Source organism: Neisseria sp. P0018.S001 (genome assembly GCF_051957355.1).
Lineage (GTDB): Bacteria > Pseudomonadota > Gammaproteobacteria > Burkholderiales > Neisseriaceae > Neisseria > Neisseria subflava_A.
Genome location: NZ_JBQCWN010000004.1, coordinates 156,873 through 183,681, shown reverse-complemented (window position 1 = coordinate 183,681; position 26,809 = coordinate 156,873). Strand labels below are relative to the sequence as shown.

At 48.4% G+C, this 26,809-nt stretch carries 29 protein-coding genes; 11 read left to right on the top strand and 18 right to left on the bottom strand.

Annotated elements, in window-relative coordinates:
* Positions 1-149: 149 nt before the first annotated feature.
* The 10 genes from ACTHTJ_RS04555 to cmk all read right to left on the bottom strand — a co-directional run bounded on the left by ACTHTJ_RS04555 (position 150) and on the right by cmk (position 9,942).
* Positions 150-995 carry a DUF817 domain-containing protein gene (locus tag ACTHTJ_RS04555; protein WP_070585503.1) on the bottom strand — a complete coding sequence of 282 codons (846 nt, stop codon included), beginning with the start codon at positions 993-995 and terminating at the stop codon, positions 150-152.
* A gap of 33 nt (positions 996-1,028) precedes the next feature.
* On the bottom strand, positions 1,029-2,294 hold the full coding sequence (gene ispG / locus ACTHTJ_RS04550; protein WP_070585502.1) for a flavodoxin-dependent (E)-4-hydroxy-3-methylbut-2-enyl-diphosphate synthase: 1,266 nt from the start codon (positions 2,292-2,294) through the stop codon (positions 1,029-1,031).
* A 1-nt stretch (position 2,295) separates the two neighbouring features.
* Positions 2,296-3,180 carry a helix-turn-helix domain-containing protein gene (locus ACTHTJ_RS04545; RefSeq protein WP_070585500.1) on the bottom strand — a complete coding sequence of 295 codons (885 nt, stop codon included), beginning with the start codon at positions 3,178-3,180 and terminating at the stop codon, positions 2,296-2,298.
* On the bottom strand, positions 3,181-3,936 hold the full coding sequence (gene pilW / locus ACTHTJ_RS04540; RefSeq protein WP_070585498.1) for a type IV pilus biogenesis/stability protein PilW: 756 nt from the start codon (positions 3,934-3,936) through the stop codon (positions 3,181-3,183). It lies immediately after the preceding gene.
* An 8-nt stretch (positions 3,937-3,944) separates the two neighbouring features.
* Entirely contained in the window at positions 3,945-5,033 is a 1,089-nt protein-coding gene (gene rlmN / locus ACTHTJ_RS04535) for a 23S rRNA (adenine(2503)-C(2))-methyltransferase RlmN (protein WP_070585495.1), read from the bottom strand.
* Positions 5,034-5,201: 168 nt separating this feature from the next.
* Positions 5,202-5,627, bottom strand: a complete 426-nt coding sequence (gene ndk / locus ACTHTJ_RS04530) for a nucleoside-diphosphate kinase (protein ID WP_004519785.1) — start codon at positions 5,625-5,627, stop codon at positions 5,202-5,204.
* Positions 5,628-5,721: 94 nt separating this feature from the next.
* On the bottom strand, positions 5,722-6,858 hold the full coding sequence (zapE, locus tag ACTHTJ_RS04525; RefSeq protein WP_049336592.1) for a cell division protein ZapE: 1,137 nt from the start codon (positions 6,856-6,858) through the stop codon (positions 5,722-5,724).
* A gap of 259 nt (positions 6,859-7,117) precedes the next feature.
* The gene (locus tag ACTHTJ_RS04520) at positions 7,118-7,432 is read right to left on the bottom strand and encodes an integration host factor subunit beta (protein ID WP_003678992.1); all 315 of its coding nucleotides are present in this window, start codon (positions 7,430-7,432) and stop codon (positions 7,118-7,120) included.
* Positions 7,433-7,442: 10 nt separating this feature from the next.
* Positions 7,443-9,128, bottom strand: coding sequence for a 30S ribosomal protein S1 (rpsA, locus tag ACTHTJ_RS04515; protein WP_003678994.1), 1,686 nt, complete (start codon positions 9,126-9,128; stop codon positions 7,443-7,445).
* A 154-nt stretch (positions 9,129-9,282) separates the two neighbouring features.
* A complete protein-coding gene (cmk, locus tag ACTHTJ_RS04510; protein ID WP_440360791.1) occupies positions 9,283-9,942 on the bottom strand; it encodes a (d)CMP kinase in 660 nt (219 codons plus the stop codon).
* Between the two features lie 216 nt (positions 9,943-10,158).
* On the opposite strand from cmk, the gene ruvB reads away from it, so the two are divergent.
* The 7 genes from ruvB (at position 10,159) to ACTHTJ_RS04475 (ending at position 15,329) form a co-directional block, all read left to right on the top strand.
* On the top strand, positions 10,159-11,190 hold the full coding sequence (gene ruvB, locus ACTHTJ_RS04505) for a Holliday junction branch migration DNA helicase RuvB (RefSeq protein ID WP_070585489.1): 1,032 nt from the start codon (positions 10,159-10,161) through the stop codon (positions 11,188-11,190).
* 122 nt (positions 11,191-11,312) lie between these two features.
* Positions 11,313-13,220 (top strand): ATP-binding cassette domain-containing protein, encoded by a 1,908-nt coding sequence (locus tag ACTHTJ_RS04500; RefSeq protein ID WP_440360790.1) that lies wholly within the window; start codon positions 11,313-11,315, stop codon positions 13,218-13,220.
* Between the two features lie 88 nt (positions 13,221-13,308).
* Complete coding sequence (locus ACTHTJ_RS04495; protein ID WP_003683270.1) at positions 13,309-13,740, top strand: type II toxin-antitoxin system RatA family toxin; 432 nt, start codon at positions 13,309-13,311, stop codon at positions 13,738-13,740.
* Positions 13,733-14,005: an RnfH family protein gene (locus ACTHTJ_RS04490; protein ID WP_070460839.1), complete on the top strand. Its 273-nt coding sequence runs from the start codon at positions 13,733-13,735 to the stop codon at positions 14,003-14,005. Before ACTHTJ_RS04495 ends, ACTHTJ_RS04490 begins: the two co-directional genes overlap by 8 nt.
* 54 nt (positions 14,006-14,059) lie before the next feature.
* Positions 14,060-14,638 carry an aminoacyl-tRNA hydrolase gene (pth, locus tag ACTHTJ_RS04485; protein ID WP_070460838.1) on the top strand — a complete coding sequence of 193 codons (579 nt, stop codon included), beginning with the start codon at positions 14,060-14,062 and terminating at the stop codon, positions 14,636-14,638.
* Positions 14,639-14,739: 101 nt separating this feature from the next.
* Positions 14,740-14,949, top strand: coding sequence for a dioxygenase (locus ACTHTJ_RS04480; RefSeq protein WP_070585485.1), 210 nt, complete (start codon positions 14,740-14,742; stop codon positions 14,947-14,949).
* Positions 14,946-15,329: a VanZ family protein gene (locus ACTHTJ_RS04475; protein ID WP_070585483.1), complete on the top strand. Its 384-nt coding sequence runs from the start codon at positions 14,946-14,948 to the stop codon at positions 15,327-15,329. Before ACTHTJ_RS04480 ends, ACTHTJ_RS04475 begins: the two co-directional genes overlap by 4 nt.
* Before the next feature lie 112 nt (positions 15,330-15,441).
* On the opposite strand, the gene ACTHTJ_RS04470 is transcribed toward ACTHTJ_RS04475, so the two are convergent.
* From ACTHTJ_RS04470 to dapA, 8 genes are all read right to left on the bottom strand, one after another.
* Positions 15,442-15,717 (bottom strand): opacity family porin, encoded by a 276-nt coding sequence (locus tag ACTHTJ_RS04470; RefSeq protein ID WP_283120599.1) that lies wholly within the window; start codon positions 15,715-15,717, stop codon positions 15,442-15,444.
* 34 nt (positions 15,718-15,751) lie between these two features.
* Complete coding sequence (gene hemW / locus ACTHTJ_RS04465) at positions 15,752-16,927, bottom strand: radical SAM family heme chaperone HemW (protein WP_070585479.1); 1,176 nt, start codon at positions 16,925-16,927, stop codon at positions 15,752-15,754.
* A 95-nt stretch (positions 16,928-17,022) separates the two neighbouring features.
* The gene (locus tag ACTHTJ_RS04460; RefSeq protein WP_070585478.1) at positions 17,023-17,385 is read right to left on the bottom strand and encodes a thioredoxin family protein; all 363 of its coding nucleotides are present in this window, start codon (positions 17,383-17,385) and stop codon (positions 17,023-17,025) included.
* A gap of 59 nt (positions 17,386-17,444) precedes the next feature.
* Positions 17,445-17,954: a hypothetical protein gene (locus tag ACTHTJ_RS04455; protein WP_070585476.1), complete on the bottom strand. Its 510-nt coding sequence runs from the start codon at positions 17,952-17,954 to the stop codon at positions 17,445-17,447.
* Between the two features lie 75 nt (positions 17,955-18,029).
* The gene (gene rdgB, locus ACTHTJ_RS04450; protein WP_070585474.1) at positions 18,030-18,623 is read right to left on the bottom strand and encodes an RdgB/HAM1 family non-canonical purine NTP pyrophosphatase; all 594 of its coding nucleotides are present in this window, start codon (positions 18,621-18,623) and stop codon (positions 18,030-18,032) included.
* A 9-nt stretch (positions 18,624-18,632) separates the two neighbouring features.
* Positions 18,633-18,863, bottom strand: coding sequence for an NGO_0222 family membrane protein (locus tag ACTHTJ_RS04445; protein WP_036490655.1), 231 nt, complete (start codon positions 18,861-18,863; stop codon positions 18,633-18,635).
* A gap of 119 nt (positions 18,864-18,982) precedes the next feature.
* The gene (gene bamC / locus ACTHTJ_RS04440) at positions 18,983-20,113 is read right to left on the bottom strand and encodes an outer membrane protein assembly factor BamC (protein ID WP_070585472.1); all 1,131 of its coding nucleotides are present in this window, start codon (positions 20,111-20,113) and stop codon (positions 18,983-18,985) included.
* A gap of 81 nt (positions 20,114-20,194) precedes the next feature.
* On the bottom strand, positions 20,195-21,070 hold the full coding sequence (gene dapA, locus ACTHTJ_RS04435) for a 4-hydroxy-tetrahydrodipicolinate synthase (protein ID WP_070585470.1): 876 nt from the start codon (positions 21,068-21,070) through the stop codon (positions 20,195-20,197).
* 335 nt (positions 21,071-21,405) lie between these two features.
* On the opposite strand from dapA, the gene ACTHTJ_RS04430 reads away from it, so the two are divergent.
* From ACTHTJ_RS04430 to nrdD, 4 genes are all read left to right on the top strand, one after another.
* Positions 21,406-22,797 (top strand): nucleobase:cation symporter-2 family protein, encoded by a 1,392-nt coding sequence (locus ACTHTJ_RS04430; protein ID WP_440360789.1) that lies wholly within the window; start codon positions 21,406-21,408, stop codon positions 22,795-22,797.
* 117 nt (positions 22,798-22,914) lie between these two features.
* Positions 22,915-24,057, top strand: coding sequence for a THUMP domain-containing class I SAM-dependent RNA methyltransferase (locus ACTHTJ_RS04425; RefSeq protein ID WP_440360788.1), 1,143 nt, complete (start codon positions 22,915-22,917; stop codon positions 24,055-24,057).
* 286 nt (positions 24,058-24,343) lie between these two features.
* Positions 24,344-24,853: an anaerobic ribonucleoside-triphosphate reductase activating protein gene (nrdG, locus tag ACTHTJ_RS04420; RefSeq protein ID WP_440360787.1), complete on the top strand. Its 510-nt coding sequence runs from the start codon at positions 24,344-24,346 to the stop codon at positions 24,851-24,853.
* Between the two features lie 54 nt (positions 24,854-24,907).
* The gene (gene nrdD / locus ACTHTJ_RS04415) at positions 24,908-26,752 is read left to right on the top strand and encodes an anaerobic ribonucleoside-triphosphate reductase (RefSeq protein ID WP_083296586.1); all 1,845 of its coding nucleotides are present in this window, start codon (positions 24,908-24,910) and stop codon (positions 26,750-26,752) included.
* Positions 26,753-26,809 lie beyond the last annotated feature (57 nt).

The following is a 26,809-nucleotide window of genomic DNA, read 5'->3' as shown; positions in this document are numbered from 1 at the left end:
GTGGAAAACGGTCGATGTGTTTGGCGATCATGGCTTGGGCGGTTTGCTGAAAGAAGGTGCTCATGGAAAATCCCCTAAATGTCTTAGTAGGAATTTAGGGGATTTTAGGGGATTTTGCAAAGGTCTCGGCCTTTTAAAATATTAAGCAACTAATCTTTCGATACGCTGATGGTATGTTTGATGTGTTTTAAATTCGCAACGATGGTAAAAGTCATCATCACCAGTAACGCCCATGAACTCCATTTACTGATGTGTACCGATGCCCACGCGCCGATTTGGTTGGGATAGCGCCAAACGCCGAATAGGGTTCCCAAATTTTCCGCCAGCCAAATAAAAAATCCGATCAGGACGAAAGCGAGCAGGAGCGGCATTTTGCGAGTGGTGTCATAGGGCGTGTATAAGACCGTTGTCCGGGCATATAGGCCGAGAGCGAAAGCGGCAAGATACCAGCGATAGTCGCCAATATAGTGATGGGTAAAGAAATTGATATAAATCGCCAGTGCGCACAAAGTGCCCAACCAATACGGCGGATGACTTTTGATTTTTAAGTCAAACAGCCGCCATGCTTGAATGATATAGCTGCCGACCGCAGCATACATAAAGCCTGCAAACAGCGGTACGCCGCCGATTTTGGTGTATGCCTCATCAGGATAGCTCCAAGACTGGATATCGCCTGATGTTTTAAACCACTCTAAAGCAAAGCCCACCAAGTAAAACAGCGTAATCGATTTCACTTCATCCCAAGTTTCCAACTTGAAATACAGCATGGCTGCTTGTACGGAGATGGCAAAAATCAGCAGTAGGTCGTAGCGTGAAATACCCAACCAGCCTGTTTTCGGAACGAGGAACATGGCAATGAAAAACAAGCCTGCAAATAAGCAGGCTCGTGCTTCTTTTAAACCGAAAAACCAAAATTCAACGATAAAGCGTCGCCAACCATGCAAATCCTTGCGTTTGGGATGTTCAGTCAGCCAAGTATCCAGTTTGCCCAACATATTTTCAGACGGCCTCTTTATCTTGAAAATGTTTTAGGCAGATTGAATGGGAATAACGCGGTTTTGCTTACGTTTTGCGCCACCTTCGCAGTAGTTGGTTTTGACATAATCTTCAACGATTTGTAAAAACTCGGCAGCGATATTGTCGCCTTTAAGGGTGACTTTCCGTTCTCCGTCTACATAAACCGGCGCAACCGGAGTTTCGCCTGTACCGGGCAGGCTGATACCGATATCGGCAAGCTTGCTTTCGCCCGGACCATTTACCACGCAACCCATTACGGCGACGTTCAATGATTCAACGCCTGGATATTCAGTGCGCCAAACAGCCATTTTTTGGCGTAAATAGTTTTGTACGTCTTGAGCCAACTCTTGGAATACGGTACTGGTGGTGCGGCCGCAACCCGGGCAGGCTGTGACCATCGGCGTAAAGGAGCGCAAGCCCATAGTCTGCAGGATTTCTTGACCGACAATGACTTCTTGAGTGCGAGAACTGCCGGGCTCGGGGGTTAGGGAGATTCGAATGGTGTCGCCGATACCTTCTTGCAGCAATACGGCCAAGGCCGCGGTAGATGCTACAATACCTTTGCTGCCCATGCCAGCCTCGGTCAGACCGAGATGGAGCGGGTAACGGCAACGGCTGCCTAATTCGCGGTAAACCTGAATCAAGTCTTGTACGGCGCTGACCTTGCACGACAAAATGATTTTGTCTTCAGGCAAGCCCAAAGCCACGGCTTTTTCTGCCGATTCCAGCGCCGAAACAATCAAAGCCTCTTTCATGATTTCTTCAGGCGGCTTTGGTGCAGCGGAGGCCAAGTTGGCATCCATCATGCGCTTGGCAAGGCTTTGATCAAGCGAACCCCAGTTCACACCGATGCGTACGGCTTTATTGTTTTCTGCCGCTGTACGAATCATAAAGGCAAATTTCTCATCGCCTTTTGCGCCTTTGCCAACATTGCCTGGGTTGATGCGGTATTTAGACAGGGCTTTGCCGCACTCGGGAAATTCAGCCAATAAGCGTTCGCCATTGAAATGGAAGTCGCCGATCAGGGGCGTGGTATAACCCATATCGTCTAAGCGGCTGCGGATTTCAGCGACTTTGGAAGCCGCTTCCGGAGTATTGACCGTGATACGGACCATTTCTGAGCCGGCATCGCTCAACTCTTTGACCTGTCGGGCGGTTGCTTCTGCATCTGCGGTGTCGGTATTGGTCATAGATTGCACAACAACGGGCGCATCCGAACCGACGATGAGATGATCGATTTGTACTTGATGTGTCAGACGGCGTTTAGGTGTGGTCATTTTAGTTTTTTCCTGCAACAAAAGAGGCGGATTTTTCACCGGCAACACGGTATTTCAAAGGTTCGATAGGTGTGCCGCCGTAATTGGCTTCCGAGCCGGCTGCAATACCGATCCAAACATTGTAAGGTGCGCCGCCTCTCAGACGTTGTTCGCTTCCGGCTGGAACGATACGGCTGAATACAACTTTTCCATCTTTGTCTGTAATAATCAGATTGCTTCGGTATTGGACTTTAATCCAAAGTTCGTCTTTCTCAACTTTGACGGCAGGCTTCTCTTCTTGTGCTATGGCAGAAGCTTCAGAAGCTGCTTGATCATTAGCCACTTCAGGCTTATTGGTAATTTCTTTTTTGCCGTCTTCCGTCATTTCGCTAACGGCAACATTATCCGTTTTTAAGGCAGGCGTTTTCATCGTATCAGCAACATCTTTGCTGTTTTGAATATTTGCCTGTTCGTTTTCAAAACTGGATTTGCTTTGCCAAAAGTAAACGCCGCCTACAGCCAAAGCCAGTGCGGCTATCCCCAATATCCATTTTGGGAAGCCTTGTTTTTCAGTGTCTGTGTAGCTTAAGCCGGTGTTGGCACTGCGTGTTACCGCGTATACATGGTCTTCAAGTTGCGGAGTAATGGAGAGCAAATGTTTGGCGATGGTTTGTTCGTCGATTTTCAGAAATCGTGCATATGAACGCAAATAGCCTGAAACAAAGACTAAACCGGGAAAGCCTGAATATTCTCCTTTTTCCAAAGCATCAATTTGTTCGGCAGACAGTTTCAAACGTGAGGCAACATCTTGAATATCGATTTTGGCATCAGTTCTGTGTTTGCGTAATTCATCCCCCAATGTTTTGGCGGCTTGTGTGTCGTAGTTGATTTTATCGTTATTTTCCATTTAGTGGCCTGTTGTGACGGTTTGTAGTTCGTCTGAATAAGGGAAGTTTGCCCTAAGTTGGGCTTCGTATTCGTATGCGGCGTGTTTATTGCCCAAGGCGGTAGCCAAACGCCAGCCTAAAAGCAAATCATCAGCCTGCAGGACATCAACTTTGCTTTGGTATTGGCGGAAATAATAGTCGGCATCGTTCAGATTGCCTGCCATCATTTTGGTTCGGGCAAGTTCTTTGAAAGCAGGGAAGAATTGCGGATTCGCTGCTAAAGACCTTTCCAAATAGGCTTGGGCCAAAGAGTATTGGCCTAACCTTGCACTGCAAATGCCTTTATTCATATTGGCAATAAAGGGGCTTGGATAGGTTGGGTCGGCCAGTGCTTTATCAAAATAAGCCATAGATTCGGCAGGTGCATTCATTTGATTGCATAAGAACCAACCGTAATTGTTGTTAACTTCAGCACTATCCGGTTTTAAAGACAATGCTTTAAGAAAGCTTTCTTGAGCTTTGTCTTTGACTTTCAAATACTGATAAATCTCGGCGCGTACCAACCAAGCAAGGTCATTTTTTGAATTGGACTTAAGCGCCTCTTCGATACTTTCAGTAGCTTGGCGGTAGTTTTGGCCACGCATATATTCCACAGCCAGTTGGGTTTTGATATTAGAAACTTGAATGGCACGTTCTTTAGGGCTTGGGCCGGAAGAGGAAGCGCAGGCAGAAAGAGTCAGTGCGGTAAGTAATGCGAATCCGAACTTGATTTTCATAATTAACCTTATTGTTCGACCAAAATCTGTTGCCATTTTTGTTGGCGGCGTGTTTTATCTTGTACTTGTCCGGCCAGTTGTCCGCAAGCGGCATCGATATCGTCACCTCGGGTTTTACGGACAGTAACGACAAAGCCGGCTTGTTGCAGAATATCGCGGAAGACACGGATATTTTCATTGGTAGAACGTTCGTAGCCGGAATTTGGGAAAGGATTGAACGGAATCAGATTGAATTTGCACGGTACGTCTTTAACCAATTCAATCAATTCGCGCGCATGTTGCGCTTTATCGTTGATACCGTCGAGCATAACGTATTCAAAGGTAATAAAGTCACGGGGTGCTTTGACCAGATAACGTTGACAGGCCGCCATCAATTCTTTGAGCGGGTATTTTTTGTTGAGGGGAACAATTTGATCGCGCACTTCATCGTTGGATGCGTGTAAAGATACAGCCAAAGCAACAGGCATTGCATCACGCAGTCTGTCCATTTGTGGAACCATGCCCGAAGTGGAAACAGTCACGCGGCGGCGGCTCAAGCCGTAGCCGTGATCATCCAGCATAATGCTCAAAGCGGTAATAACATTGTCAAAGTTTGCCATGGGTTCGCCCATGCCCATCATCACAACATTGGAGATAACGCGTTCATTTTTAGGGGTAACGCCCATGGCTTTATTGGCCCACCAAAGCTGACCGATAATTTCAGCGGCAGTCAGGTTGCGGTTGAAACCTTGTCGTCCGGTAGAGCAGAAAGTGCATTCCAATGCGCAACCTACTTGGGAAGAGATGCACAAAGTACCGCGTTCGGCTTCGGGAATAAAGACGGTTTCTACACCGTTGCCCGTGCCTACATCCAGCAACCATTTGCGTGTGCCATCAGTAGATTCTTGTGCCATCATTAATTTAGGCACTTCGATTGTGGCTTGTTCATTTAACTTGGCGCGCAATGATTTGGCCAAGTCAGTCATTTCTTCAAAGTTTTGTGCACCCGCTTGATGCATCCAACGCATTACCTGCTTGGCACGAAAAGGCTTTTCACCCATTTCGGCAAAGTGTTGTGTCAGTCCATTTAAATCGTAGTTCAGTAGATTGGTTTTCATGTATTTTTATGTTTCTCAGTAAAGCTTTTAAAGCAAAGAGGCTTATTGGGCAGCTTTGCTTTAAAAGCCTTTGGGTTTTCAGACGGCCTTTAATTTGTAGGACATACAAAGCAGTTTTGCCGTCCGATATAAATCGGACGGCCGTAAAGCGGCTACAGGCTTTTACTCTTAGCGCGGGCAGATTTCGCTTTGGCTGAAGAAGTAAGCAATTTCAATCGCAGCATTTTCAACGCTGTCAGAACCATGTACGGCATTAACACTGACAGATTCTGCAAAGTCGGCACGGATTGTGCCAGGAGCTGCATCGGCTGGGTTGGTTGCGCCCATCAATTCGCGATTTTTGGCAACGGCATTTTCACCTTCCAATACTTGAATCATGACAGGATTGCGAGTCATGAATTTAACCAAGTCTTCATAAAAAGGGCGATCTTTATGTACGGCATAAAACTCTTTTGCTTCACGCTCAGAGAGATGTTTCATTTTCGCCGCAATAATGCGCAAGCCGTTTTCTTCAAAGCGGCTGTAAATCTTGCCGATGACGTTTTTTTCTACTGCATCGGGTTTGATGATGGAAATCGTACGTTCTATGGCCATGTTATGTCCTTGTTTTTATTGATAGGTAAGTTGTCGCAGCCAAGAGGCAAGGGAAGTGTATTCTACCAAATTTCGCCCCTTTTGGGGAAAGGCATTATTTGCTTAAAGTCAGGTGTGGTTGTTCCAAATAGACTTCGGATTGCATTTCGATCATACGGCTGGCTGTGCGGGTAAATTCTTCGGCGAAATCGCCTTCGACATAAATATCGTTTACGCCAACTGCACTGGTGGCGCACAATTTCACACGGAAATCATATAAAACGTCAATTAACCATGTCAGACGGCGTGCTTCTGCTTTTTCTTGCGGGGTTAGACGTTCTAATCCTGAAAGGAAAACCATCTCATAATGTTCGGCTAAATACAGATAGTCAGCTTGTGAACGCGGGCCAAAACATAATGCGCGGAAATCAAACCAGATGGCGCGTTCCGACTGGGCTTTATGAGGAATTTCCCGTCCATGAATAATGCTGATTCCTGGATTCAATTCAGAGATTCCGCTCATTTCTTTAAATAAAGTAGCCAGTTTTTGCTCGTTTTCTTCATTATTGGGCACAAAGAAAATTTCGGCAGGGCGCAATGTGCGCAATCGGTAATCTTCTCCGCCATCTACATTTAAAACGGTCAGGTTAGATTCGATAAGGGCGATGGTTGGCAGAAAGCTGCTGCGGTTTTGGCCTTGAGGATAGAGTTCGGATGGGGCGTAGTTGGAAGTGGCCACCAAAACAACACCTTCGCTCAGCAGGTTTTCCAACAAACGGCCTAAAATCATTGCATCGGCAATGTCGCTGACGTGAAATTCATCAAAGCATAATACGCGTGTTTCTTTGGCAATTTCTGCTGCAACGGCTTTTAAAGGATTCGCTTCACTCTTTAAAGCTTTCAGCCGTTGATGAATTTCGGCCATAAAGGCATGGAAATGCACGCGGCGCTTACGGCGATAAGGGAGGCAGCCAAAAAAAGCGTCCATCAGGAAACTTTTACCGCGTCCTACGCCGCCATAAAAATAGAGTCCTTTAGGTACTTGAGGGGAACGCAGGCTGCGGCCGAGAAAACGGTTGCGTTTGCGTTTGAACATCATCAGCTCGGTCCATAAGCGATCCAAATATTCAATGGCTCGTGCTTGTGCTTCGTCACGGATGAAGTTGGGTTGTTCGGCGGCGGCCTGATACCAAGTCAACGGGCTGTGGTTTTCAAATGGCGGTGGCGTAAATAGTTGGTCTCTATTGCTCATGTATAACCTTTATTATGTTTTGCTGGCGATAGTCGAAACATCATCCGCAATAATTTGGACAGTAGTCGGAATGATGTTCTCATTATGGAATAGTCGGTCTATTATAAATGATTTCAGACGGCCTGCGTTTTTTGCAAAGGCTTTGTTGTCAATATAGTTGGAAAAGTGTGCGATTAAGGTGCAAGCAAAAAGGTTGGCTTTAGTATTTTTTGAAAAAACAAAAAAACGCCGCATTTCTGCGGCGTTTTGCTACTAAGTATTAATGAGCACTTTCTTGCAATGCCAAGTCTACACGCTCACGCAACTCTTTACCCGGTTTGAAGTGGGGAACATGTTTTTCAGGCACTTCCACACGTTCGCCGGTTTTAGGGTTGCGCCCGATACGGGCAGGGCGGTGGTTCAAGTCGAAGCTGCCGAAGCCGCGGATTTCGATACGTTGTCCACGAGCCAGTGAGCGGGTCATGGTATCAACCAAGACTTTTACACTGTATTCGACATCTTTAGCCAGCAGTTGGTTGCCATTTTTTTCGGCAAACACTTCTGCGAGGCGAACCATCAATTCAGACTTCGTCATGTCTGCAACCTTATTCTTGGTCGCCGGACAGTTTGGCTTTCAGCAAGTCGCCCAGGCTGGTAGTACCGGCATTGGCAGTTGCAGCGGCGTTAACTGAATTCAGCGCTTCGCGGTTTTCTTTAGCGTCTTTCGCTTTAACAGACAGACGGATGCTGCGGTTTTTGCGGTCAACGGTAACGATAACGGCTTCAACTTCGTCGCCTTCTTTCAGTTTGGTAGTCAGGTCTTCAACGCGGTCAGCGGCGAATTCAGAAGCAGGCAGGTAGCCTTCAACTTCTTCAGACAGAGCGACTACGGCACCTTTGGCGTCAACAGATTTCACAGAACCTTTAACCAAAGAACCTTTGTCGTTTACGCTGATGAAGTTACCGAACGGATCGCCTTCAAGTTGTTTGATACCCAAAGAGATACGTTCTTTTTCAACGTCGATGGCCAATACAACGGCTTCAACTTCTTCGCCTTTTTTGTATTTGCGTACAGCTTCTTCGCCGGCTTCAGTCCAAGACAGGTCAGACAAGTGAACCAGACCGTCGATACCGCCAGGCAGACCTACGAATACGCCGAAGTCAGTGATAGATTTAACTGCGCCGGAGATTTTGTCGCCTTTGTTGTGGTTGGCGGCAAACTCTTCCCAAGGGTTAGCTTGACATTGTTTCATGCCCAAAGAGATACGGCGGCGGTCTTCGTCGATTTCCAGGATCATGACTTCAACTTCGTCACCCAGTTGAACAACTTTGCTTGGGTGTACGTTTTTGTTGGTCCAATCCATTTCGGAAACGTGTACCAAACCTTCGATGCCTTGTTCGATTTCAACGAATGCACCGTAGTCGGTCAGGTTGGATACTTTACCGAACAGGCGGGTACCTTGTGGGTAACGACGGGTCAGACCGCTCCAAGGATCTTCGCCCAGTTGTTTCATGCCCAGGGAAACGCGTTGTTTGTCTTGGTCGAATTTCAGGACTTTGGCTTCTACTTCTTGACCAACTTCCAAAACTTCGCTTGGGTGTTTCACACGGCGCCATGCCAAGTCGGTGATGTGCAACAGACCGTCGATGCCGCCCAAGTCAACGAATGCACCGTAATCGGTGATGTTTTTAACGATACCTTTGATAACTGAACCTTCTTGCAGGTTTTCCAGCAAGGCTTTGCGTTCTTCGCCCAAAGTAGCTTCCAGAACAGCGCGGCGGGACACAACGACGTTGTTGCGTTTTTTGTCCAGTTTGATCACTTTGAATTCAATTTCTTTGCCTTCGAAGTGAGAAGTGTCTTTTACGGGACGTACGTCAACCAAAGAACCCGGCAGGAATGCGCGGATGCTGTTGATCATAACAGTCAGACCGCCTTTGACTTTGCCATTGATAACGCCGGACAGGATGTCGCCGTTTTCCATAGCTTCTTCCAAAGCGATCCAGTCGGCAGCGCGTTTGGCTTTTTCGCGGGACAGTTTGGTTTCGCCGAAGCCGTTTTCAACAGATTCGATGGTAACGGTAACGAAATCGCCAACTTTAACTTCAATCTCGCCCTGAGCGTTTTTGAATTCAGCAACATCAATCAGAGATTCTGATTTCAGACCTGCGTTAACGGTAACGAAGTTTTGATCGATGCCGACTACTTCGGCAGTAATCACTTCACCTGGGTTCATCTCTTGCAGGGTAAAGCTTTCTTCCAGCAGCTGGGCAAAATTTTCCATAGTCATATATACTCTTTTCGGTACACCGCCAAGGGGTGCGGGTTAGGTTTGAAATGACCTGCCGTCCTTGGCGCGGCAGGTTGGGAAATGTTTTCAGACGGCCTTGTTATAGGGTTAACAGGCCGTCTGAAATGAAAACTTCGCGATTATACTCCAAATTTTAAACTTTATGATACCAATCAAGCACTTTTTTTACAGCTTCTTCGATAGAAAGGTTGTCAGTGTCTAAAAGCAGGGCGTCGGGCAGCTGTTTCAATGGGGCAACAGGGCGGCGGCGGTCTGCTTCGTCGCGCGCTTCAATGTCCGACAAGATACGCTCGAATGCCACGCCTTCGCATGGGATACCGAGTTGTTTGGCACGACGTTGGGCGCGGACATTGGCACTTGCGGTCAGGAAAATTTTTAATGCGGCATTAGGGAAAATAACCGAGCCGATATCGCGGCCGTCGGCGACCAAACCTTTTTCGGTCAGGAAATCGCGTTGGCGCTGCAAAAGGGCGGTACGCACTTTAGGCAACTGCGCGACGGCAGATGCACCCATGCCGATGGCTTCGGTACGGATTTGCTCGGATACATCTTCGCCGTTTAATAACACGACGCTGCCTTCAAATTGTGCGGGCAAAGTTTCTGCCAGTGTGCTGACGGCGTCTTCATCTGTCCAGGCAACATTTTGTTTTTGTGCGTAAAGCGCGGTCAGGCGGTAAAGCGCACCGGAATCGAGGTAAAGAAAACCCAAGGCTTCGGCTACGCGTGAGGCAACCGTCCCTTTGCCGGATGCGCTGGGGCCGTCGATGGCGATGACTTTTTGCTTGAGGCTCATGTGTTCTCCTGAATGCGATAGGTATTTGAATTAACCGTTTATTATACGTTGCTTTGGCCGTCTGAAAACGAAAATTTTTGTGTGATTTAAATTTGAAGGAAAAGTGGCTCGGCCTTATCGGGTATAATGGCCAAAATCATAATTTAACCGCTTTGTCTGATTGTTCGGGCCATCTGAAATAACGGGTCGGGAACGGTCTTAGAATTTAGAAACATTATGTTACAAACCGATAATCTTACTTCTGCACAACCTCAGCGTATTATCACTGCTCAAAATATTTCCGCTCAGGAAGAATTGCTTGAACGAGCTTTACGTCCGAAAACTTTAGACGGCTATATCGGGCAGGATAAAGCAAAAGAGCAGTTGGCCATTTTTATTCAGGCGGCGAAAAAACGTGGCGAAGCGCTTGACCACACTTTGTTGTTTGGCCCTCCGGGTTTGGGCAAAACTACTTTGGCGCACATTATTGCCAAAGAATTGGGCGTTAATTTGCGTCAAACCAGCGGCCCGGTTTTGGAACGTGCCGGCGACCTTGCGGCGCTGTTGACCAATCTCGAGCCGCATGATGTGCTGTTTATCGATGAAATCCACCGCTTAAGTCCTGTGGTTGAAGAAATTCTTTATCCTGCGCTTGAAGATTATCAGTTGGATATCATGATAGGCGAAGGACCGGCCGCGCGTTCGGTCAAAATCGATTTACCGCCGTTCACATTGGTGGGCGCAACGACCCGTGCCGGTATGCTGACCAATCCTTTGCGCGACCGTTTTGGTATCGTGTCCCGATTAGAGTTTTATCAGAATAAAGATTTGGCAACTATTGTTGCCCGTTCTGCCCAGTTGTTGCAGTTGGATATGGGTGACGAGGGTGCGATGGAAGTGGCCAAGCGCAGCCGCGGTACGCCGCGTATTGCCAATCGCCTTTTGCGACGTGTGCGCGATTACGCTGATGTGAAAAACAACGGCGTCATTGATGCGGAAATTGCCGATGCGGCTTTGAGTATGCTGGATGTGGATGGTCAGGGTTTGGATGTAATGGACAGGAAATTCCTTGAGGCAATTTTGCACAAGTTCAGCGGCGGCCCTGTCGGTTTGGAAAACGTGGCTGCTGCGATTGGCGAATCAACCGATACCATCGAAGATGTGATTGAACCATATCTGATTCAGCAGGGCTTTTTGCAGCGTACACCGCGCGGACGCGTAGCAACCGAACGAGCCTATCTGCATTTCGGTTTGAAGGTTCAAGAATAATAATGAAGGCCGTCTGAAAACTGCTTTCAGACGGCCTGATACTTTCAATTTCATATGATTGTCGGTAAATATCTGCCGATAATCGGTTAAAATGTCCCCCTTTTCTTTTTTGAAGTTTCCCCATGAATATCTTATCTGTAGAAAATGCTTCTTTTGCCGTCGGCCACGTCGCCTTGCTCGACAAAACTTCTTTTCAACTCGACAGCGGCGAGAAAATCGGTTTAATCGGCCGCAACGGTGCGGGTAAGTCTTCGTTTTTAAAAATCCTCGCAGGCGTACAAAAGCTCGATGACGGGCAGATTATTGTTCAAAACAACCTTAAAATCGTTTATGTGCCGCAGGAATCCTTTTTTGATAAGGACGCAACCGTATTTGATACTGTTGCCGAAGGTTTGGGCGAAATTCGCGATTTATTGCGCCATTATCATCATGTCAGCCATGAGTTGGAAAATGGTTCGAGTGAGGCTTTGTTGAAAGAACTCAACGAATTGCAACTTGAAATCGAAGCGAAGGACGGCTGGAAGCTGGATGCGGCAGTCAAGCAGACATTGGGCGAACTCGGTTTGCCGGAAAACGAAAAAATCGGCAACCTTTCCGGCGGTCAGAAAAAGCGCGTCGCTTTGGCGCAGGCTTGGGTGCAAAAGCCCGACGTATTGCTGCTGGACGAGCCGACCAACCATTTGGATATCGACGCGATTATCTGGCTGGAAAACCTGCTCAAAGCGTTTGAAGGCAGCTTGGTCGTGATTACCCACGACCGCCGTTTTTTGGATAATATCGCCACGCGCATCGTTGAACTCGACCGCGGCATTCTGCGCTCCTATCCTGGCTCGTTCTCCAAATACAGCGAGAAAAAAGCGCAAGAGTTGGCAGTCGAGGCGGAACATAACCGCCTCTTCGACAAATTCCACGCACAGGAAGAAGCATGGATACGCAAAGGCATCGAAGCGCGCCGTACCCGTAACGAAGGCCGCGTGCGCCGTTTGGAAGAGCTGCGCCGCCAGCGCGCCGAACGCCGCAACGTACAAGGGCAGGTCAACTTTAAGCTCGACAGCGGCGAAAAAAGCGGCAAAATCATCGCCGAATTGGAACATGCTTCGTTTGCCTATGGTGACAAAGTCATCATGGACAAATTCTCCGCCATTTTGCAGCGCGGCGACAAAATCGGCTTAATCGGTCCAAACGGTATCGGTAAAACCACCTTCCTTAAGCTGATTTTGGGCGAATTGCAGCCGACCTACGGCAGAATCCGTATCGGCAGTAAACAGGAAGTTGCTTATTTCGACCAGTTCCGCAGCGCGTTGAATGAAAACGACACTGTGTTTTACACGCTCGGACAGGGCAATGATTACGTTGAAGTCGGCGGCAAGAAAAAACACGTCATGAGCTATTTGGAAGATTTCCTGTTCCATCCAGCCCGCGCACAAAGCCCTGTTTCATCGCTCTCCGGCGGCGAACGCAACCGTCTCTTGCTGGCAAAACTCTTTACCCGTCCCGCCAATATTTTAGTTTTGGACGAACCGACTAACGACTTGGATATCGATACTCAAGAGCTGCTTGAAGACTTATTGCGCGATTACCAAGGCACGGTATTCCTTGTCTCGCATGACCGTATGTTCCTCGACAATGTAATTACCCAAAGCATTGTTTTTGAAGGACAAGGCCGTCTGAAAGAATACATCGGCGGCTATCAGGACTATATCGACGCAAAATCGCGGGAAGATAAAATTCAGACGGCCTCTGCGCCTAAAGCGGTTGCCGAGCCTGAAAAAGTCAAACCCAAAGCTAACCGCACGGTCAAACTTTCCTATAAAGAACAGCGCGAACTCGACGCCCTGCCTGATGAAATCGCCGCTTTGGAAACCGAGCAGGCTGAAATCAATACCCAGCTTTCCGATCCTGAAATTTTCAAAGATTACGAAAAAGCAGGTGCATTGCAAAGCAGGGCTGAAGAAATTGAAATGCTGCTTTTGGAAAAGCTGGAACGCTGGGAATGGCTGGAAGCGAAACAAAATGGCGAAGCGGTTTAAATTAGGAATTTTGTCCCAAAGTAGGGCAGATATTTTTCTAAATCATGCCGTCTGAACCCCAAGTATTCAAAACAAGGTCTACAACCACATGAAAAAAGTCGAGAAAAACGTATTGGTGCTGCATAGCGCTAAGGAAATGTTTGAGCTGGTGGACAAAGTTGAGGACTATCCAAAATTTTTGCCGTGGTACAGCAAGACCGAAGTCATCGAACGTAAAGGCAATGAGCTCAAAGCGCGCCTGTTTATGGACTATATGCGTGTCAAGCAGTCGTTTGCGACGCACAACCACAATATACCGGGGCAGGAAATCCGTATGGATTTGCTCGAAGGGCCGTTTAAAACCCTGCGCGGCACTTGGAAATTTATCGACTTGGGCGATGATATGTGCAAAGTTGAATTCAGATTGGAATACGATTTCTCCAATGCCGTACTCTCTGCCATGATTTCCCCGGTGTTCGGCCATCTTGCTGGTACATTGGTGGATGCTTTTATTAAAGAGGCCGACCGCCGCTATGCTTGAGATTGAAATTGTTTACGGACTAGCCGATAGGCAAGTGTTGAAGGGTATGACCGTTGCAGAAGGTACAACCGTACGCGAAGCTGCCCTGCAAAGCGGTTTGGAGGTGGAGTTCCCAGAGTTGGATTTACAGCAAGCGCCTTTGGGTATTTTCGGCAAGGTCGTGAAAAGTGAGACTGTGTTGCGCGATGGCGATCGGATTGAGGTTTATCGTCCATTGTTGATTGATCCGAAAGAAGCGCGACGTAAACGCGCTGGGCAAGAATAAATCAAAGGCCGTCTGAAACTTTTTCAGACGGCCTGTCAAACTGAAAGAACAGTAATGAGCTTGAAAATTAAATTAATCGTCGGTTTGGGCAATCCAGGCCAAGAATACGAACAAACGCGCCACAATGTTGGCTTTTGGCTGTTGGATGAACTGGCGTGGAAATGGAAAGTTAATTTTAAAGACGAAAAGAAATTTTACGGCGAAGTAGCACGCGCCACTACGCCTGATGGTGATGTTTGGCTGCTCAAACCCATGACCTTTATGAACCGCTCCGGTCAGGCCGTTGCCGCTTTGGCTCAGTTTTACAAAATCAAGCCGGAGGAAATCTTGGTGATCCATGACGAGCTGGATATTCCATGCGGCCGTATCAAATTCAAACTTGGCGGCGGCAACGGTGGACACAACGGCCTCAAAGACATTCAGGCTCGTTTGGGTACGCCTAATTTTTACCGCCTGCGCTTGGGTATTGATCATCCGGGCGACCGTAATCTGGTTGTCGGTTATGTATTGAATAAACCGTCGGCGGAACACAGACAGCAAATTGATGATTCCATCGCCAAATCCCTGCAAGGATTGCCGGCCGTGTTAAATGGCGAATGGGAAGAGGCAACGCGTTTTTTACACAGTAAGTAAGCGTGCCCAAATCAAACGGGCAGCCTTGCACATTAGTTCAGACGGCCTGAAAACAGACGGCGCGGTCTGGCTAGCGATAACCAATCAAAGAAACAGTAAATATGAACGAACTGACCAACCTGATGCAGACCGAAGCCCCCGGCATTGTTGGCGAAACATTAGACTTCTGTCTTTACGAATGCAGTATTGAAGATGCACCGGATGCAGAAGAAGTGGCACAATGGCGTGATATTTTGAAGGCGCGGGGTGGAAAATTTGTCCGCTTGGCAGACATCTGTCAAACATGGTTGGATGAAGAGGCCGAAAAATGAAAGCCTTACCATTAAACAAATTTACTGCCGCTGCCTTAATCTGGTTTGCCGCCGCCATTTATGCCTTACTTTTCAAAGAGGGCGGTAATAGCCCGCCGCCATTTCCCCATTTTGATAAAGTCGGCCATTTCGGGCTGTTTTTCGGTCAGGCATGGTTGTGTGCAAAAATATTTATTCAAGACAATAGGAATATTCCTTATAAAGGCATTCTGTTTGCCGCTTTATTGTTTGCCATAGGAAGCGAGCTGGCTCAGGCATTTCTGACTGCTACGCGCCAAGGTTCAATCGCGGACGGCATTGCCGATATGGCAGGTACGGCTGCGGCACTGTGGTTTGCAGCAAAAGTAAAAGCAGCAAAAGTAAAAGCAGCAAAAAGTTAGATATATTTAAAGAAGTTAAAAGGCCGTCTGAAATCCTGAGCAACAGGTTTCAGACGGCCTTTTGTTACTTGATATTTGAAGCAATGATTGCTTCATGTCAAGTATTCAAATATTAGAATTTTACGCGTACACCGGCAGATACTTCGTGAGTATGGAGCTTAACGTTATTGATCTTGCCCCAATGGTTATAGCGATAGCCAGCGTCCAAAGCAACGTTAGGAGTTACTTCGTAGCTTACACCAGCCATTACACCCACGCCGGTTTTAGTTTCTTTACGTTCATGATATGAATTAGCTGTCTCAACTTTTGTTGAAGCATGATTAACAGCCACACGAGCACCTACCCCAACAATTATTCTGATTGTATTTTCTTGTCGTAAATTAAGCAAATCTAAAAATGTTTCAACTGTTGTAAAACCGCACTTATAAAAAATACTGTAACAAGTCGTTTAAGAACAAACGGCCTTGTTCGGTCGGGCGGAACACAGTCGGGTCTGATTCAAGCAGGCCTTTTTGTCTGGCGGTTTCGATTTGAGCCATGATTTTTGCAGTGGGTACGCCGGTACGTTCTTGCAGCGTTGTAGTAGGTACGCCGTCGGTCAGGCGCAGGGCGTTCATCATGAATTCGAATGGAAGGTCTTCGGCAGCAACGGTTTTGCGTTCAACTGCTTCATGCGGATTGCTCTGCATGGTGGCAAGATAGTCGTTGGGATGACGGCGGCGGACGGTGCGTTCGATACGGTCAGGATAGGAAATTTTGCCGTGCGCGCCTGCTCCTATGCCTAAGTAATCGCCGAACTGCCAGTAGTTCAAATTATGGCGGCACTGCATGGCAGGTCTTGCAAAAGCCGATGTTTCGTAGTGGATAAAGCCTGCGCTTTCTAATGCGCCGTGTACGGCATCTTCAATATCCAATGCTGCTTCATCTTGCGGCAAACCTTTTGGCGGCGTATGACCGAAAGGCGTGTTCGGCTCCATGGTCAGATGATATGCGCTGATATGCGATACGCCTGTTGCAATAGCGGTTTGTACATCGTTTAAGGCCGTCTGAACCGTTTGGTTTGGCAGGGCGTACATCAAATCGATATTAACTTTTTCAAATAATTTCAAGGCAGTATCAATGGCTGTCAGGGCTTCTTTGCCGTTGTGAACGCGTCCCAATCGAGCCAGCATATCGTCATTAAAACTTTGTACGCCGATAGACAAGCGCGTAATACCTGCGTTTTTAAATCCTTGAAACTTCTCAATTTCAAATGTGCCCGGATTGGCTTCTAAAGTAATTTCCGCTTCGGGTTGCAAACGCAACAGCGAACGCACACCGCTTAACAAACGGTCAATCGATTTCGCTTGAAACAGGCTGGGCGTACCGCCGCCGAAAAATATGGTTTCCACCGGTCTGCCCCAAATATTGGGCAATTCAAGCTGCAAGTCGGTTAATAGGGCATCGATATAGGCTTCTTCCGGCAGGCCGTTTTTCAGGCTGTGGGAATTGAAGTCGCAATACGGGCATTTTTTGATGCACCACGGAATGTGGATATAGAGTGATAAAGGAGGCAGGGCGGTGAGTTGTCCGGGGCGTTGGAAAGTGATTTGGGTCATGATGTGTTGAGGCTCGAGGCCGTCTGAAATTTTTAGGGCCGTTATTTTAACTGAAATGTCGGCCGGGAAAGTAATCAGTAGGAAATTTGTGCAGTCTAAGCACTCAAAAAAGCTTCAATTTCTTCTTCTGATAATTTGGAATTACAGACAAATTTTATTTTGCCTTGTGAGATGTTGAGTAATGCGGGAACAGTTTTGATGCCGTGTTGTTCACGAAAAGTCTTTAAAGCCGCTTTGTTGCTGCTGTCTGTAAAGCGGATGGTAAGCTGCTTGTTTAAGGAAACGGTAGACAGTTTTGCAACAAAACGGCGACAGTATGAACAGCTTGGTTTGCCTAAAAAGACGATAGCAGTTTTTTGACTGTCAATGAGTTGCAGAAGTTCGTCAGGCGTAGTCGGGATAAAGGCAGCAACGTGTTTTGCAAAGGCTGCCAATTCTTCAGGTGTGGGTTTGGGCATGGGAATGAATGTGAGGTAGGCCGTCTGAAGGTTTCAGACGGCCTGTTGTTTTTATGTAGTTAAAGTCTTTTGCGCAACCAAGATGAGAGTTTGGGTGCACCGAATAGCAGGAAAATGCCGATAAAAAGCTGCGCGATGTTGGCAAGTATACCGGCTTGGTTTTGTGCGCCGAGGTCCGCCCAAACGGATGTATGTGTGTCGATAGCAATAGACTGTACAAAAAGATAGAGAGAGAACTGGTAAATTAGGTCGGGGATAGCTTGGAAAACAGTATATATGCCTATTAATACAATACCGGTCGTCAGCCATGGTGCAGGGTGTTTTGGGGCTTCCTGTACGGTTTGCAGATGTTCGGGCAACAGGCGGTTGGCAATGGTGGCAGGGAAACACCATAGCAGCAGCCATGCAATTAAATACAAGCCGTAGAGCATCAGTACGGATGAGATTTGTTTACTGTCATACATGCTTTCTGTCTGTACGAATATGGTCGCGATGCTGCCAAGCGTTTGTACGATACCGATTAAAACGACCAAGCGGATGGCGACAATCAAGATTTGCTTAGGGGACATGGATTTCTTTTATTATTTATTGGATTTGGAACATCTAAAAAAACGTTTCAGGTTTTCAGACGGCCTGTTATCGATTTATAAGGACTCGATTTTTCTTAACAATTCACGCAATGCTTGGGCGCGGTGGCTTTCGGCATTTTTGATTTCAGGGTCAAGCTCGGCGGCGGTGCAACTGTGTTCGGCCAGATAGAAATGCGGGTCGTAGCCGAAGCCGTTTGTGCCGGCTGCTTCGGCCTGCCATTGTCCGTGCCAGATGCCTTCGGCGATGATGGGCTGCGGATCGTTTTCGTGGCGGACGAGGACAAGGACACAGACGTAGTAACAGCTTTTGTCGTCTTTATCGGCAAGATCGGCAGACAGTTTGGCATTGTTTGCGGCATCGGATTTGGGGTTTTCGCCTGCATAACGTGCGGAGAAAATGCCGGGTGCGCCGTTTAAGGCGTTGGTGCAGATGCCGGAGTCGTCGGCAAGTGCCGGTAAGCCGCTGAATTTGGCGGCATGGCGTGCTTTAGCCAGGGCATTTTCAACAAAGGTATGGTACGGCTCGGGGCATTCGGGCGTATTGAACTGCGATTGCGGCAGGACTTCGATGTTTAAGTCGGTAAAGAGGCGGGAAAATTCTTTGAGTTTGCCTGCGTTGCCACTGGCAAGGACGATTTTTTCAAACATGGTTTTTCCTTAATGGGTTTCGGTTTGCTGCATACGGGCCATTTGTGCGCGTGCTTTGTGGCGGATGTAAAGGGCAAGGCTGCCGATTTGGGCAAAAACGGCGGCGAAGGCAAACAGAAAGGCGGCAACGGCGAATTGTTTGCTGTGAATGCTCAGAAGATAAGCGCCCAACAGAATCAGTACGATAAACATCAGGGTAAACAGGGCGGTTAGGAGCAGATAGGCTTTTTGTCGGGTCATGGCAGCTTGGGTAAGGGGAAAATGTTTTGATTATACGTCAGATTGAGAATTTGAAACCATGCCGGATTCGTTAAAAAGGCCGTCTGAATATTTCAGACGGCCTTAAGTCGAATAACGGATTAACGCAATTCTGTGTGCAGGCGGCTCAACAATGTGGAGGCATCGCTGCCTTTGTATGGGCTGCCGTCTTTGTTCAACAGATGGAGGCGTGCGCCATTGTTGATTGGCTCAACATAAACAATGATTTCAGGATACGTTTTTGGCGCTTCTGCTTTGCCTTTGCCAAATACGCGTTTGAACAGGCCGGGTTTTTTATTGGCAACTGCTTCGCCTTCGGTTGGCGCTTGTTGAACCAAGAAAGCGCGGCGTTCGGCATTTTGACCGATAACAGTCAGGCCGATGCGGTCGAGCGCAAGGGCGGTACGGCGCCAGTTGCGGCCGTAATCGCCTGCCAGCAGCAGGGTGCCGTTGTCCAAACGGGCCAACTCGGAGGCATTGCTGCGGGCGGCAACGCTTTGGGTCAGGGCCTGTTCGGCTTGTTGGCCGTCAACGCCCAAGTATTGCATAAAGCGCGCGAGGAATGCGGCTTCGAGGTTAGGGTCGCTCTCGCTTGGCTGCCACATGGTGGTGTCTTTTTTGCGGTCGGCATAAACTTCTTTCATGCCTTTATGGGCGAAGAAGATGTCGGTCGAACCGTTTTTGCCTTGTTCGATGCGGATGATGAACTTGTCGCGTTCGCTGGTGGAGTAGATGCCGCCCAAGCCTACTTTGTCCAACAGGCGGCGCAGGCTGTCTTGAGGGATTTTGGCTCGATTTTCCGCCCACTCGGTTTCCATTTGGCCGATGGCCGGTTCTTCGGATTTGATGTCGAAACCGTTTTCTTGCCAGAACACTTTCAGCAACGGCCAAATTTCGCGAGGCGATTTGCCATCGACAACCAACCAGCGTTGGTTGCCGTCACGCTCAAGGCGTACGCCTTTAACGGATTTCAAAACTTCTGCATTGGCAGGTTGTTGTACGGCTTGGGTGCGGCGTTTGTTGAAGTCGCTGGCGCGGACGGCACCGCTGCCTGCCGGTAATTGATAGAGGTTGCCTTGGTCCGGGTTATTCAAATCAGGTGGTACTTCCAGTTTGACCAAGCGGTGTGATTGACTTTGATAGTCGAGTTTGGGTTGTTCTTTTTTGCTGCCGGAACAGGCAGTCATGCTAATCAGGGCGAGGGCTACTACGATGGGTTTAATATAGGTCATCTTGTTTTCCTGTGGATGAAGTTCTTAACAGGGAGGCCGTCTGAAAAGGGTGTTTGGGATTCAGACGGCCTTATTTCCGGATCAGATTTGTCCTGATTTTTCCAGAGCGGCTCGGACTTTGGCTTGACCGGCTTCGGTCAGTGCTACCAAAGGCAGACGAACATGGGGTTCGCATTTGCCCAATAAGCTCAGGCCCCATTTGGGCGCGGCCGGGCTGGGCTCGCAGAACATGGTGTTATAAATTGGGATAAGTTGCTCGTTTAGACGACGGGCGGTCGCAATATCGCCCTCAAGGGCGGCTCGGCACATGTCGGCAAAGAGTTTCGGTGCAACGTTGGCTGCGACGGTTACTACGCCATGACCGCCACACAGCATGAAAGGCAGGCCGGTAGGATCATCGCCGGAGAACACGGCAAAACCTTCAGGAACGCTGTTGATCAATTCGATGTTGCTGCCGATTTTGCCGCTGGCTTCTTTGACACCCACGATATTGGGAATTTCAGCCAAGCGCAAAATAGTGTCGTTGCTCATGCTGACGACGGTGCGGCCGGGAACATTATAAATAATCATCGGAATCGAAGTGGCTTCGGCGATGGCTTTGAAATGTTGGTAAATGCCTTCTTGCGAAGGTTTGTTGTAGTAGGGAACAACAGATAAGGTGTAGTCCGCACCGGCTTGCTCGGCGGCTTGGGAAAGGGCGATGGCTTCGACAGTATTGTTGGCGCCTGTGCCGGCGATAACGGGAATGCGCTTGTTGACGTGTTTGACAGTGGCTTCGATAACGGCCAAATGTTCTTCGACAGGCAGGGTGGCTGACTCGCCGGTGGTGCCGACTGCGACGATGCCGTCGGTACCGTTTTCAATGTGCCAGTCGATTAAGTCGCGAAGTTGTTCGTAGTTGATGCTGCCGTCTTGATTCATCGGAGTAATCAGGGCAACCAGACTGCCTTTTAACATACGGAAACCTTTAATTTTATGGTGTGGGTGGATTATTCATCGGATTGTAGCTTACTTTGTTGTTTGTGTGAAACATATCCGCTATGAGGCCGAGCCGTTTAATCGTGATTTGTCATTATCTTAATGAATAATACATTTTTAAATCATTAGTTTGTTTGTTTTAAGATGGAAAAATACTGTCAAGGATTAAAATGTGTTAAGGCTGTTTGAGGCCGTCTGAAAACGGTTGGGCGGAACTTTCAGACGGCCTGATGGTTTTGAATTTGCTGATACATTTTAAATTAGTTAAAATGCGCATCTTAATATTTTTTAACGATTCTTAAGAAAGGGTCATTATGGCCGAAATAACAGATAAACAGGCCGGTTCGCCTGATTTGGTTTACGGTTTGGAAGATAAGCCGCCGTTTGGGAATGCGTTGTTGAGTGCGGTTACGCACCTTCTGGCGATTTTTGTTCCGATGATTACTCCGGCACTGATTGTCGGCGGGGCATTGGAGCTGCCGGTTGAAATGACGGCTTATTTGGTGTCGATGGCGATGGTGGCTTCGGGTGTCGGCACTTATTTGCAGGTCAACCGTTTCGGGCCGGTCGGTTCGGGCATGTTGTCGATTCAGTCGGTCAACTTCTCTTTTGTTACCGTGATGATTGCACTCGGTACTGGTATGAAAGAGGGCGGTTTGACTGAAGATGCGATGATTTCAACGCTTTTGGGCGTGTCCTTTGTCGGCGCGTTTTTGGTGTGTTTCTCCGCTTGGCTTTTGCCTTATTTGAAAAAAGTGATTACGCCGACGGTAAGCGGCGTGGTCGTGATGCTGATCGGCCTGAGCTTGGTGCATGTCGGCATTACCGATTTCGGCGGCGGCTTCGGTGCGAAAGCAGACGGCACGTTCGGCTCGATGGAAAACTTGGGTCTGGCATCGCTGGTGTTACTGATTGTATTGGTTTTCAACTGCTTGAAAAATCCATTGCTGCGCATGAGCGGTATCGCGGTGGGTTTGATTGTCGGTTATATTGTTGCGCTGTTTTTGGGCAAAGTGGATTTTTCCGCCCTGCAAAACCTGCCGCTAATTACCCTGCCTGTGCCGTTTAAATATGGTTTCGCATTTGATTGGCACGCGTTTATCGTTGCCGGTGCGATTTTCTTGTTGAGCGTATTTGAAGCGGTAGGCGATTTGACGGCGACTGCGATGGTCTCCGAGCAGCCGATTGAGGGTGAGGAATACACCAAACGTCTGCGCGGCGGGGTATTGGCAGATGGTTTGGTATCTGTGATTGCGACTGCGTTGGGCTCTTTGCCTTTGACTACTTTTGCGCAAAACAACGGCGTGATTCAAATGACCGGCGTGGCTTCGCGCCATGTGGGCAAATATATTGCGGCGATTTTAGTATTGTTGGGCTTGTTCCCCGTCATCGGCCGCGCGTTTACTACGATTCCGAGTCCGGTTTTGGGTGGCGCGATGGTGTTGATGTTCGGCCTGATTGCGATTGCCGGTGTGCGGATTTTGGTCAGCCACGGTATTCGCCGCCGTGAAGCGGTTATCGCGGCAACTTCTGTAGGTTTGGGTTTGGGCGTGGCATTTGAGCCGGAAGTGTTCAAAAACCTGCCGGTATTGTTCCAAAACTCAATCTCTGCCGGCGGTATTATGGCGGTATTGTTGAACTTGGTTTTGCCGGAAGATAAAACGGATAAAGCGGTTAAGGTTGAAACCGACAGTTTGGATCACTAAGCAAACTTTGTTCAAAGGCCGTCTGAAGTTTCAGACGGCCTTTTGGTTTTTCGGCTATAATATTGTTTTTATTTGTTATCCGAGTGGTTCGGATAGCTCTACCCGGAAAGGTTTTATATGACGGTTTATTCACTTTTTATCACTTGTCCTCGCGGTTTGGAAGCGCCTTTGACGCAGGAACTCGAAAACATGGCATGTCAGGATATCCGCGCTGTTGACGGCGGTGTGGCATGTAAAGGCACGATGGAGCAGGTGTATCGTATCAACCTGCATTCGCGCGTTGCCAGCCGCGTTTTACTGCGCTTGACCAAAGGCGGTTATCGCAACGAACACGATATCTACAAACTCGCACGAAATCTGCATTGGACAGGTTGGTTTAAGCTGGAGCAGACCTTCAAAGTCAAAGTCGAAGGCAAGCGCGCCAATGTGAAAAGCTTGGATTTTGTCGGTTTGAAAATCAAAGATGCCGTCTGTGATGCCTTCCGCGATATTTATGATGCGCGTCCGAGCGTGGGCAAAATCAACCCCGATATCCGCATTCATGCCTTTATCGATGAGCGCAATGTGGAAATCTTTATCGATACTTCCGGCGAAGCACTCTTCAAACGCGGCTATCGTCAGGATACCGGCGAAGCGCCATTGAGGGAAAACTTGGCGGCAGGTTTGCTGCTTTTGGCTAGCTACGACGGTACGCAACCTTTCCAAGACCCGTTTTGCGGCAGTGGCACGATTGCCATTGAGGCTGCATGGATTGCGACACACCGTGCGCCGGGCTTGATGCGCCGTTTCGGTTTTGAAAAACTGCAAAACTTCGATAAAGAAAAATGGCAAGCCCTGCGCCGTGAAGCTGAAAAACAAATCAAACCGGCCACCGCGCCAATTTCCGGTAGCGATAATGACCGCTATATGATTCGTGCTGCATTGGCCAATGCCCAAGCCGCCGAAGTGGATAATTTCATCCGCTTTGACGTGCAAGATGCGCAGGCCGCGCGACCGAACGGCGAACACGGCATTATGATTTCCAATCCGCCTTATGGCGTGCGCCTTGCCGAAATTCAGGCTTTACAGGCGCTTTATCCGCAACTGGGCACATGGTTGAAACAGCACTACGCAGGCTGGCTGGCTGGGATGTTTACCGGCGATCGCGATATGCCGAAATTTATGCGCCTTTCTCCGAAGCGTAAAATTCCGCTGTTTAATGGTAACTTGGATTGCCGATTGTTTTTGATGGATATGGTTAAAGGCTCGAATCGGGGCTAAAACCTGAAATTGAGGTCGTCTGAAAGATGATTTCAGACGGCCTTTTTTGATTTGTTAAAACTGTCTTTGTTATAACGGAGTTTGCTTTTCTTTTTTTAATTACAGGCTGTCTGAATCGTGTTCAGACGGCCTTTTTATTTGTTTAAAACTGCTATTTTATAGTAATAGACAATTAGATAAATAATAAAAATCTATTATATGAGTAAAATACATTGTTAAATAAAAATACCATATCTAGTAGTCTTGTGTTTTAATTCGCACCATATCTTGTGTTTATGGTATTGCAATGAGTAGCTTGAAATTTACAGTTGAGCAAATTGTTTGGCAGGAAGTGCCCGGCGAAGTGTCGCTGGCATTTCTGTTTTCAGGTTGTCCGCTGCGTTGCAAAGGTTGCCACAGTGCCGATACATGGAAAGAGGGTATCGGCACGGAATTGACCGAGGAGTATTTAAAAGGCCGTCTGAAACGCTATCGCGGGCTAATTAGCTGCGTGTTGTTTATGGGCGGGGAGTGGCAACCGAAAGCCTTACAGAAAATGCTGGCTATTGTTACGCAGGAAGGTTTGAAAGCCTGTTTGTACACAGGCCTGGAGCGTGAGGAGTTGGAGGCGGTTTCAGATGGCATCCTGACTTATCTGACGTATCTGAAAACCGGCCGCTGGCAGATGGAGCTGGGCGGCTTGGACAGCCCGACCACCAATCAGAAGTTTATTGATTTGCGTACGGGCGAAGTGTTGAACCGATTGTTTATCAAAGACAAACCTACGCCTAAAGTTTTTCCAGTGGCTTCAATTTAGCTCAATGTTGTATTGCACTGATTTAAATTGAATTTATTGTATTCGCTGACAGCGATGTTTCAGACGGCCCAACCGTCATTGTTTAATAAATCATCCAAACCATACAGGAGAATTAACATGATTCGGCTGCATCCCGAACAGTTAAACGGAAAACTACAATTCATGCGCGACTACATCAGCGCGCAAAACGCGGCGGACGGCTCGAAAATGGACGCCAACGCCAACGTAACGCAAAAAAACATCGCCACGATGGAAGCGGAAATCATGAAAGACTTTTTCGTGCAGATTAACCGCGCCCAAGTGTCGCGCAAAATCGCCGAAATTTTCGACCAATCTGTTGCCGCCGAATACATCCGCCAGATTGAGGCGCATGAGATTTATGTGCACGACGAAACCAGCCTCAAGCCTTATTGTGTGTCGGTTACGCTGTATCCCTTCCTGCTCGACGGCTTAAGCAAACTCGGCGGCGAATCCAAGGCGCCGCAGCATCTGGCTTCGTTTTGCGGTTCGTTTATCAACCTAGTGTTTGCCATCAGCGCGCAGTTTGCCGGCGCGGTGGCGACGGTGGAATTTCTGACTTATTTCGACTACTTCGCACGCAAAGACTACGGCGACGATTATTTGGAAACCCACGGCAAAGAAATCGCCAACCACATGCAGCAGGTGGTGTACAGCATCAATCAGCCCGCCGCCGCGCGCGGCTATCAGAGCGTGTTTTGGAATATTTCTGTTTACGATCAATACTATTTCGATGCGATGTTCGGCGATTTTGTTTTTCCCGATTTCAGCAAACCGGTGTGGGCGAGCGTGGCGAAGCTGCAAAACTTCTTCCTCAAATGGTTCAATCAGGAGCGCACCAAAGCCGTTTTGACTTTCCCCGTCGTGACCGCCGCAATGCTGACCGACGGCGGCAAATGCAAAGACACCGTGTTTGCCGACGAAATGGCGAAAGAGTTGGAGGAGGGCAATTCCTTCTTCGTCTATCTTTCCGACAACCCTGACTCCTTGGCTTCCTGCTGCCGCCTGCGCAACGCCATTGAAGACCGCACCTTCAGCTACACACTCGGCGCGGGTGGCGTGGCGACCGGTTCCATCAACGTCATCACCATCAATATGAACCGGCTGGAACAAGACGGGCGTGACCTTGCCGCCGAAGTAGCCAAAATCCACAAATACCAATACGCCTACCGCAAACTGATGGAAGAATACCAAGCTGCCGGCATGCTGCCCGTTTACGATGCAGGCTTCATCACGCTGGACAAACAGTTCCTCACCATCGGCATCAACGGCATGGCGGAAGCAGCCGAATCGCAAGGCATCAAAGTCGGCTACAACGACGACTACATCAACTTCGTCCAAGGCCGTCTGAAAACCATATTTGAAGCCAACCAAGCCGCCAGCAAACACTACGGCGTGAAGTTCAACACTGAGTTTGTCCCTGCTGAAAACCTCGGCGTGAAAAACGCCAAATGGGACAAAGCCGACGGCTACAAAGTCAGCCGCGAATGCTACAACTCCTATTTCTACGTCGTCGAAGACGAAGAAATCAACGCGCTCGATAAATTCCTGCTGCACGGCAAAGAACTGGTGGACTGGCTCGACGGCGGCTCCGCGCTGCACCTAAACCTCGACGAAGCCTTGCCCGAATCCGGCTACCGCTCCCTCTTGGACATTGCTGCGCAAACCGGCTGCAACTACTTCTGCGTGAACGTGCGCATCACCATTTGCAACGAATGCGGCCACATCGACAAACGCACCTTACACGCCTGTTCCGCCTGTGGCAGCCACGATATCGACTACGGCACCCGAGTGATCGGCTATCTGAAACGCGTATCCGCCTTCTCCAGCGGACGACGCAAAGAGCACGCGCTCAGACATTATCACCGTAAAGCGGCGTAATCGTTGGAAAAAGAATTACTTATAAAAGCAAAGGCCGTCTGAAATTTCAGACGGCCT